This is a genomic window from Parafrankia sp. Ea1.12 (genome assembly GCF_900465275.1).
Classification (GTDB): Bacteria; Actinomycetota; Actinomycetes; order Frankiales; family Frankiaceae; genus Parafrankia; species Parafrankia soli.
The window spans coordinates 1-244 of record NZ_UBIZ01000257.1; the positions used below are offsets into that span (position 1 = coordinate 1).

The window sequence follows — 244 nt, forward strand, 5'->3', positions numbered from 1 at the left end:
CCGACGCCGGCATCACCACCGTCACGATCCCACCCCGGACGCCCCGTGCGAACGCCTACGCCGAACGGTTCGTCCGCACCGTCCGGACCAAGGTCACCGACCGCATGCCGATCTTCAGCGAGCGGCACCTGCCCACCGTCCTGACCGCGTACGCCGCCCACTACAACGGACGACGACCCCACCGCGGCCGCAACCTTCAGCCACCACCGTCCGAGCACCCCATCGCCGACCTGACGAAGCGTCA

General features: G+C 70.1%; 1 protein-coding gene. It reads left to right on the forward strand.

All coding sequences use genetic code 11. The features are described from left to right. On the forward strand, nt 1-244 hold a 244-nt coding region (locus FMEAI12_RS11425), incomplete at both ends, for an integrase core domain-containing protein (RefSeq protein WP_146776679.1).